We start from the raw sequence: 8,362 nt of genomic DNA on the forward strand, positions 1-8,362 counted from the left end.
GATCTGTACGGTTGTGTGATGTGGTGTCGCAAATGACCCGCCGGCGGCGGAGACTCGTCCTGCTCATCTGCTGCATGAGCCTGCTGATCGTGTCTCTCGACAACACGATCGTCAACGTCGCACTGCCGTCGCTCGGGCACGACCTGCACGCCCCGATCTCCGGCCTCCAGTGGACGGTGGACGCCTACACGCTGACGCTCGCGAGCCTGCTGATGCTGGCCGGCTCGACGGCCGACCGGATAGGGCGCCGCCGCACGTTCCAGACCGGCCTGGTGGTCTTCACGGCGGGGTCGTTGCTGTGCAGCCTCGCTCCGAGCCTGGGCTGGCTGGTGGCCGCCCGGATCGTCCAGGCCGTCGGCGGGTCGATGCTCAACCCGGTGGCCATGTCGATCATCACGAACACGTTCACCGACCGCAGGGAGCGGGCCCAGGCGATCGGCGTGTGGGGCGGCGTGGTCGGCGTCAGCATGGCGCTCGGCCCGGTCGTCGGCGGCCTGCTCACCGACACGGTGAACTGGCGGGCCATCTTCTGGATCAACGTGCCGATCGGCCTGCTCGCCCTGTTCCTGACCTGGCGCTTCGTCCCGGAGTCGAAGGCGCCGTCGGCGCGCAGGCTCGACCCGATCGGGCAGCTGCTGGTCATCGTCCTGCTCGGCACGCTCACGTACGGGATCATCGAGGGCCGGGCCGCGGGCCCCGCCGTGAGCGCCGTCGGCTTCATCCTCGCGGCGGCGGCCCTGGCCGCGCTGATCATCTGGGAGCTGCGCAGGCCCGAACCCCTCATCGACATGCGGTTCTTCCGCAGCGCGCCGTTCTCGGGCGCGGCCGTCATGGCGGTGTCGGGCTTCGCCTCCCTGGGTGCCTTCCTGTTCCTCAACACGCTATATCTGCAGAGCCATCGCGGTCTTTCCGCCCTCGCCGCGGGGCTGTGCACGCTGCCGGTCGCGGGGATCACGACGGTCGTGGGGCCGCTGTCGGGCCGGCTCGTCGGCACCCGCGGCCCGCGCCTGCCGTCCGTCGTCGCGGGCGTGTGCCTCGCCGTGGCCGGGTGGCTGCTGTCGCAGGTGACGCTCACCACGCCGCTTCCGCTGCTGCTCGGCATCTACGTGATCTTCGGTGTCGGGTTCGGCCTGCTCAACCCTCCGATCACCAACACCGCGGTCTCCGGGATGCCGATCGCGCAGGCGGGGGTGGCCGCCGCGGTCGCCTCGACCAGCAGGCAGGTCGGCCAGTCTCTCGGCGTGGCCATCGCGGGATCGATGGCCTCCAGCGCCGCGGCCCATCGGGTCAACGCCCTGTACGGCCTGATCGTGCTGGCGGTCGCCCTCCTGACGACCGGCCGCTGGGCCAGGGCCACGGCCGAGCGTACGGCGGCGCGGCTCGCTGAGAGCCCGCAGGTCACCCTGTCACAGGGGTGAAGCCGGCGCCCGCGAGCACCCTGCGGCCCTCATTGGACAGGAGGAGGTCGACGAACTCCCTGGTCAGGGCGATGTTCTCGGTGCCGGGGACGGTCGCGACCAGGTAGTCGAGGGCCGCCTTCGCCGCCTCGGGGACGTCCACGCCCTCCACCGCTCCCCCCGCCGCCCTGACGTCCGTACGGTAGACCAGCGCGGCGTCCGCCTTCCCGAGCCTGACCTTGTCGAGCGCCGCCGCGGCGTCCCGCTCCCGGCTCGCCGGCGTGACGGTCACGCCCGCGTCGGCGAGCGCGATGCCCGCGCCCGTCCCGCACGGCGCCGTCTCGGCGCACAGGGCCACCGTGACGCCGGGGGCGGCCAGGTCCTTCAGGTTCGCGACGTGGGCGGGGTTCCCCTTCGGCACGGCGATCTGGAGGCTGTCGCGCGCGAAGACCCGCGCGTTCGGCGCCCTCGACGCGCGCATGGCCGCCTCTCCTGCCGCGGCGAACAGGTCGGCGCGCGCTCCCCCCGCGATCCGCCGCGCCAGCGCGTCGCTGCCGCCGAAGTCGAACCGTACGGCGACGCCGGGATGGGTGGCCTCGAACGTCCTGCCGAGCGGGCCGAACGTCCCGGTGAGCGAGGTGTCGGCGAACACGGTGAGCGTCTTCCCCTCGCCGCCGCCGCAGCCGGTCACCGCGAGCAGCACCAACGCGAGCACCACTCGGATAACCGGTGTGACATGGTTCACCTTGGGATATATGCCCTAAGCAGGCGTTTAAAGGTCATGCCCGGCGAAAGACTCCCTATTGGGGACAAACCTACTGAGCGAGGAGAGACATCTTGAGCGTCAACCCTTCCTCCAAAATGCGTGAGAGCAGCCAGCCCTGGCTTCACCAGAGGGGCACCGAGATACAGGCGTTCGGCACCGTGCGCGACTTCCCGGTCGGGATGTCGAGGGAGACCCGCGAATACTCCTGCCAGCGGCTCAACCAGATCCTGGCCGACACGCAGATCCTCTACAGCCTCTACAAGAAGCACCACTGGCTCATGCGGGGCCCGACCTTCTACCAGCTCCACCTGCTCCTCGACAAGCACGCGAGCGAACAGCTCCCGATCATCGACGCCGTCGCCGAACGCATCCAGACCCTCGGCGGCGTCGCGGTCGGCGATCCCCGCCAGGTGGCGGAGATGACCGTGATCCCGCGCCCGCCGGACGGCGTGGAGGAGGTGCCCGCCATGCTCTCCAGGCTCCTGGAGGCGCACGAGACGATCCTGGTCGCCGCACACGACGCCGCCTCCCGTGCCGCCGAGATGGGCGACGACGGCACCAACGACCTGCTCGTCTCCGAGGTCATCCGTACGGGTGAGCTGCAGGCGTGGTTCCTCGCCGAGCACCTCGTGGACACGCCGCTCGTCCGCTCCTGACCCGCGTACCCGGCCCGGGCGTCACCCCGTGACGCTCGGGCGGCCGTTCTCGATGTGTCCCATCAGCCGCCGGGCGAACCCGTCATGCCCACTGTGCCCGGCCACGCCGATCACCAGGTCGTACCACCCGGTGGGGGCGTGCCACTCGACGCGGGCGGTGGCTCCCGGCTCGACCCGTACCGTACGCGCCTCGCCTCCGTAGGCCAGCGGGGTGACCGACACCTCGGCGGGGAGGGGTCCAGGGTTCGCCACGTCGATCACGACGGCGCGGGCCGCGGCGTCGATCGCACTGGTGACCTCCACCGGGTCGGCCGTCCCGCCCCGGAACTCCCGGCGGAACCCGTTCGGCCCGACGAGCACCAGGTCGTAGGTCGGGCAGGGGAAGTAGACCACCTCCTCCGCCGTGCCGAGCACGTCGAAGTGCAGCGGCGTGGCGACCTCGCCGAGGTAGCCGTACAGGATGAAGTGGGCGGAGGCGGTGCCGGAGTTGCGCATCGCGATCTCCACCGCCCGTCCGCGCACGACCGCCTCCGCGTCCGGCTGGTACGGCAGCGCGCGGGCGGGCTTGACCCCCGGCTCCTGCACCGGCATCCGCTGCTCATCGGGCACCTGGGGATACCACCGGTTCCCGGCCGGCACCGAGCGCGGGGCGGCCGCGGTCTCCACCGGCGGCGAAACGGGAGGCGGGGTCATGGGCGTGCCGAAGTCGAAGGCGGAGGTGAGGTCGCCCGCCACCCGGCGCCGCCATTCGCCGATCGGCGCGGTGATCCCGAACCGGCGCTCCAGGAACCGTACGGTCGAGGTGTGGTCGAACGTCTCCGAGCAGACGTGGCCGCCCACGCTCCACGGCGACACGACGATCATGGGCACGCGGACGCCGAGGCCGAGCGGCCGCCCGCCGACGAACTCCCCGGGGGTGCCGCCGGGCGGGACCGGCGGCGGCACGTGGTCGAAGAAGCCGTCGTTCTCGTCGTACGTGACTAACAGCGCGGTGCGCGCCCAGACCTCGGGGTGGGACCCCAGCGCGTCGAGCAGCCGGTAGAGGATCCGCCCGCCCTCCACGGCGGACGATCCCTCCGGGTGCTCGCAGTCGGCCAGCGAGGGCACGACGTACGACACCTCGGGCAGGCGGCCGGCGGCGACGTCGGCGGCGAACCACTCCCCGAGGCCGCCCGCAGGGGCACGGCGCAGCGCCCGGTCGTAGAGGTCTCGGTCGGCCGGCTCCAGGGCGGCCACCCGCGCCTCCAGCTCCGCGAGCAACGGCGCCGGGTCCTCCGCCGCCCGCACCTTCTCGTAGAACGCGCGCATGCTGCCCAGCCCGAGCCGGTCCATCACGGCCACGTACGGCCGGAAGAACTCCAGGTTGTTGCACTCGTAGTTGTCCCACTCCTGGTAGACCTGCCAGGTGTGGCCGGCCCGCGTCAGCAGCTCGGGCACGGTGACCCAGTCGTAGCCCGGGTGCCCCTCCGCCCCCTCGGACGCGACGTTGTCCAGCGCGCGCTGCCGGGTGCCCGGCTCGTAGCCCGTGTGACCGGTCATGTGGTAGTTGCGGTTGGGCGTCGTCGAACTCAGCAGCGAGCAGTGGTAGGCGTCGCAGATCGTGAACGTGTCGGCCAGCTCGTAGTGGAAGGGCAGGTCGCGCCGGTCGTAGTAGGCCATCGAGCCGGGCCCCTTGCTCGCGACCCAGCCGTCGTTCCAGCCCAGGGCCCAGGCGTTCTGGGTGCCGAGCCAGGTGTGGTCGTGGGTGTCGAGCAGCATCGGGTCGGCACCGGCCCGCTCGGCCGCCTCCCGTACGGAGAAGGGCAGCACGCCGTCCTGTTCGAAGATCGGCCGCCACGCTCGGGTGGACACCGCGTTGCGGTCGCCGAATCCCCGCACCCCGCGCATCCGCCCGAAGTAGTGGTCGAACGAGCGGTTCTCCAGCATGACGAAGACGACGTGCTCGACGTCGGCCAGGCTCCCCGGCGGGACCGGCCGGGCCAGCGCCCGGAGCAGGGAGGGCGGCAACGAGGATCCGGCCGTCATGGGCGTCCCTTTCAGGAAGAATCAGGCGAAACGCCCACAACTTAACAGTGCCGTGTCGTCACACGAGTACGCGCCTGCCCGCCTCCACCGGCGGCGGCAGGTGCACGCGGCCCAGCTCACGCAGGGCCCGGGCGGCACCCGTACGACGGGCCAGCGCGAGCGCCTGCCGGGCGAGGTCGGCCGCCTGGTCCCGCTCGTGCGCCTCGGCGTACGCGTGCGCCCTGCGGGCCAGCCCGTACGCGGCCAGATAGGCAGGCACGGACAGGGGCGGCTCGCTCTCAAGGATCTCGATCGCGCCTCCCGGCCGCCCGAGGTCGACCAGGCAGCCCGCGCACAGCTCCGCCCCCGCCTCGCATTCCTCAAGGCAGCGGTGGCACGGCTCTATCTCGCCCGCCAGCGCGTGCGCCTGGGCCTCGTGCCGCCGGGACAGCGTGCCGACCTCGGCCGGGACCCCAGCACGCTCGCGGGCGGCCACGGCCGCCGCGACCATCTCGCCCGGCTCGGCGGCGTCGACCAGCCCGGCCCGCTGGACCAGCGCGAAGGCCTCGGTGAGAGGATCGCCGGTCTCGTGTGCCTCCCGGATCGCCCGGTCGGACCAGGCCCGCGCCCCCGGCGCGTCGCCCGCCTCGTGCCCCATCCCGCTGATCAGCTCGGCGTCGCGGGCGGCGAGCGCGACCAGCGCACCCCGCACGGACGACCCGGCGTCGCGGCGGAACGCCTCGATGCCCGCGAAGACGGGCCGCAGCGCCGCCACGAGATCGGCGGGCCGCGCGTACGGCGCGGCGCAGGCGTCGAGCATCCGCTCGAAGTAGCCGGCCGTGGCGGCGTCGGCGCGCCAGGGACGCTCGACGGCCCGGCCGACCCGCTCCTCCTCCTCTTCGGAGAACAGGCCCGGCATCAGCGGAATGCCGGTCAGGTGGTGCCACAGCACGGTGCCCGACGACGGACCGACGAACAGGTCCGCCTCGTCCATGCCGAAGACGCGGGACAGCAGCTCGACATGGCCGGGATCCGGCCGCCGCTCCCCCGTCTCCCATGCGCGCACCGCCTCCGCGGGCGGGGGCTCGGTCTCCTGGGTCTACTCCGCGGCCTCGTTCAGCCGTTCTTCCAGGTCCCGGCGCCTCCACAGGCGGCCGCGGCGCAGCGCTCGCAGCCGGGCGGCCCAGTGCGGGACGTCAATTCTGCTCATCGGCACTCCCCCGGTTCTGTCGGTGCCGGTCGTTAGATTTGCGGTGTGCTGACCCGACGCGTGCTCGACCGCACACTGCTCGACCGCACACTGCTCAACCGCGCGCTGCTCGACCGCCAGATGCTGCTGCGTCGCCACGACGTCAAGGCTCTTGCCGCGATCGAGCACCTGGTCGGCATGCAGTCGCAGACTCCTCTCTCACCTTACGTCGGCCTCTGGACCCGCCTGCGGGGCTTCCGGCACGAGGACCTGGCCGGGCTGCTCACCGACCGCAGTGCCGTACGGATCGTGCTGATGCGCGGCACCATCCACCTGGTCAGCGCCGACGACTGCCTCGCCCTGCGCCCGGTCGTGCAGCCGCTCCTCGACCGGCTGCTGCGCACGTCGTACGGCAGGCGCCTCGGCGGGGTGGATCTCGGCGAGGTGGCGAGCGCCGCCCGCGCCCTCATGGAGGAGCGGCCGCTGAGCTTCGCGGAGCTCGACGAGCTGCTCGGCGAGCGGTGGCCGGGCCACGACGCGCTGGCCCAGGCCGTACGCGCGGCAGTGCCGCTGGTGCAGGTGCCGCCGCGTGGCGTGTGGGGCGCCTCGGGCCAGGCCCGGCACGTCCCCGCCGAGTCGTGGCTGGGCCGCCCGCTCGGCGACGGCTCGGCCGCCGGCGACATGGTGCTGCGTTATCTGCGCGCCTTCGGTCCGGCGTCGGTAAAGGACATGCAGGTCTGGTCGGGGCTGACCGGGCTGCGCTCCGTCGTGAAGGGTCTTGATCTGGTCGCCTACCGGGACGAGAACGGGGGGGGCGAGCGCCTGCTGGAGTTCGCGGCCGGCGACGCCCCCGCGCGCGACATCCGCTTCCTGGGGTAGGACCCTTGGGGTGGAGACCCTCTCGGTGGCGGTGGACGCGCAGGCGAGCCCGGATCGGGTGTTCGCCGTGCTGACCGACTGGCCCAGGCATCACGAGTGGATGGTGCTGACCCGGGCGTGGGTGGTGGCCGGTGACGGGCGCAGCAGGGGCAGCAGGCTCGCGGCGTCCACCGGTGTCGGCCCGCTGTCGTTCGTGGACACGATGGACGTCACCGGCTGGCGGCCCCCACACGAGGTGGAGGTCCGCCACACCGGCCGTGTCATACGCGGGATCGGGCGGTTCCACGTGCTGCCCCGCCCGGACGGCGGGAGCAGGATCATCTGGGAGGAGAACCTCCACCTGCCCCTCGGCCTGGCCGGGCGGATCGGCTGGCGGATCGCCGGGCCGGTGAGCGCGGTCTTCCTGCGCCTGTCCCTGCGCCGCCTCGCCGCCCTCGCCCTGCGCGGTTAGCCCAGCGCCATGTCGAAGAAGCGGCGCTCCAGCGCGGTCGCCCGCCGGAAGACGCCGAGCACCCGGGCCCGGCCGTCCGCGTCGAGCCCGGGGCCGAGCCGGTCGAGCTCGCCACGCAGGAAGCCCACCCACGCCTCGAACTCCGGCCCGCTGTGCAGCTCGATCCACTCCCGGTGGACGAAGCCCTCCGGGAGTTTCGTGATCCGGGAGGCCCAGCCGAGATAGGTCCATTCGGCCACGCACAGCACCGCCAGGATCAGCGGATAGTCCTGGCCGCGGCGCACCTCGTCCATCAGATCCCGGAACTCGACCGTCACCGGCTCCAGGGTGGCCGGTGCCGTCTCACCGCCGACCTCGGCGAGCGCGCGGTGGAAGTAGCCCCGCTCGGTGTCGGCGACGGTCAGCCCGAGGAAGCGGCCCACGGCCACCCGTGCCTCGAAGGCGTCGGCGGCGGCGACGGCGGCACCGAGCAGCGCCGTGAAGGCGTCCACGAACTGGAAGTCCTGCTCCAGATAGCGGCGCATGTCGGCGGTGCCGCTCCCGATCGCCTCCGCGAAGGGGTGCGTGACCACCGCCGTCCAGTCCGGCTCGCTCCCCGACCGCAACCACTCGCTGAACGGCGTCGTCGATTCCTCGGTCATCCGGCATCTCTCCCCGTGTCGCGGCGTGAACGTTTCACGATGATCTCAAAGGCCGTCCGTCCGCCTCCACCTGCCCAGCCGGTACGCGCGACCCCGGCGGGCCGGAACGCGGGCGGGCGGATCCATTGACCGGTGCTTAACAGGTCCGTAATTTGATGCGTGTTGTTCCTCCTCATGAATGCTGTTCGCATTCATGAACGGCCCTTCGCGGGACCAGGAGTAGCCCCCCTCGGTCAGGGGTCCTGCACGACATGCAAGGAGCTCGGCTTTGAGAACCACAACGAGAACCGGAGTCGGGGTGATCGGCACCGTTGTCGGGGTCGCCGCCCTGGTGGGCGGCGTCTTCGTCGGCGTGTCCAACGCGGCGCCCAGTGCGGGA

8 protein-coding genes are annotated in these 8,362 nt (G+C 72.3%); 4 read left to right on the top strand and 4 right to left on the bottom strand.

The features are described from left to right. The first annotated feature begins 32 nt into the window (after positions 1 to 32). Positions 33 to 1,418 carry an MFS transporter gene (locus HCK04_RS31960; protein WP_205830959.1) on the top strand — a complete coding sequence of 462 codons (1,386 nt, stop codon included), beginning with the start codon at positions 33 to 35 and terminating at the stop codon, positions 1,416 to 1,418. Here HCK04_RS31960 and modA read toward each other — a convergent pair. After that, a complete protein-coding gene (gene modA, locus HCK04_RS31965; RefSeq protein WP_260617489.1) occupies positions 1,399 to 2,115 on the bottom strand; it encodes a molybdate ABC transporter substrate-binding protein in 717 nt (238 codons plus the stop codon). The genes HCK04_RS31960 and modA overlap by 20 nt on opposite strands. 143 nt (positions 2,116 to 2,258) lie before the next feature. On the opposite strand from modA, the gene HCK04_RS31970 reads away from it, so the two are divergent. After that, positions 2,259 to 2,819, top strand: a complete 561-nt coding sequence (locus tag HCK04_RS31970; RefSeq protein ID WP_142651105.1) for a DNA starvation/stationary phase protection protein — start codon at positions 2,259 to 2,261, stop codon at positions 2,817 to 2,819. A gap of 21 nt (positions 2,820 to 2,840) precedes the next feature. Here HCK04_RS31970 and HCK04_RS31975 read toward each other — a convergent pair whose 3' ends face one another. Together HCK04_RS31975 and HCK04_RS31980 are read right to left on the bottom strand one after the other, a co-directional pair. Beyond that, entirely contained in the window at positions 2,841 to 4,844 is a 2,004-nt protein-coding gene (locus HCK04_RS31975) for a phospholipase C, phosphocholine-specific (protein ID WP_142651094.1), read from the bottom strand. A gap of 58 nt (positions 4,845 to 4,902) precedes the next feature. Next, a complete protein-coding gene (locus tag HCK04_RS31980) occupies positions 4,903 to 5,889 on the bottom strand; it encodes a hypothetical protein (protein ID WP_142651095.1) in 987 nt (328 codons plus the stop codon). Between the two features lie 189 nt (positions 5,890 to 6,078). Here HCK04_RS31980 and HCK04_RS31985 point away from each other — a divergent pair, with 189 nt between their 5' ends. Beyond that, entirely contained in the window at positions 6,079 to 6,891 is an 813-nt protein-coding gene (locus HCK04_RS31985) for a winged helix DNA-binding domain-containing protein (RefSeq protein WP_205830960.1), read from the top strand. A gap of 10 nt (positions 6,892 to 6,901) precedes the next feature. Then, complete coding sequence (locus HCK04_RS31990) at positions 6,902 to 7,342, top strand: SRPBCC family protein (RefSeq protein ID WP_142651096.1); 441 nt, start codon at positions 6,902 to 6,904, stop codon at positions 7,340 to 7,342. On the opposite strand, the gene HCK04_RS31995 is transcribed toward HCK04_RS31990, so the two are convergent. Further along, complete coding sequence (locus HCK04_RS31995; RefSeq protein WP_142651097.1) at positions 7,339 to 7,983, bottom strand: TenA family protein; 645 nt, start codon at positions 7,981 to 7,983, stop codon at positions 7,339 to 7,341. The two genes, HCK04_RS31990 and HCK04_RS31995, sit on opposite strands and share 4 nt — an antisense overlap. Positions 7,984 to 8,362 lie beyond the last annotated feature (379 nt).

This window comes from Microbispora sp. CL1-1, assembly GCF_012034195.1.
GTDB lineage: Bacteria > Actinomycetota > Actinomycetes > Streptosporangiales > Streptosporangiaceae > Microbispora.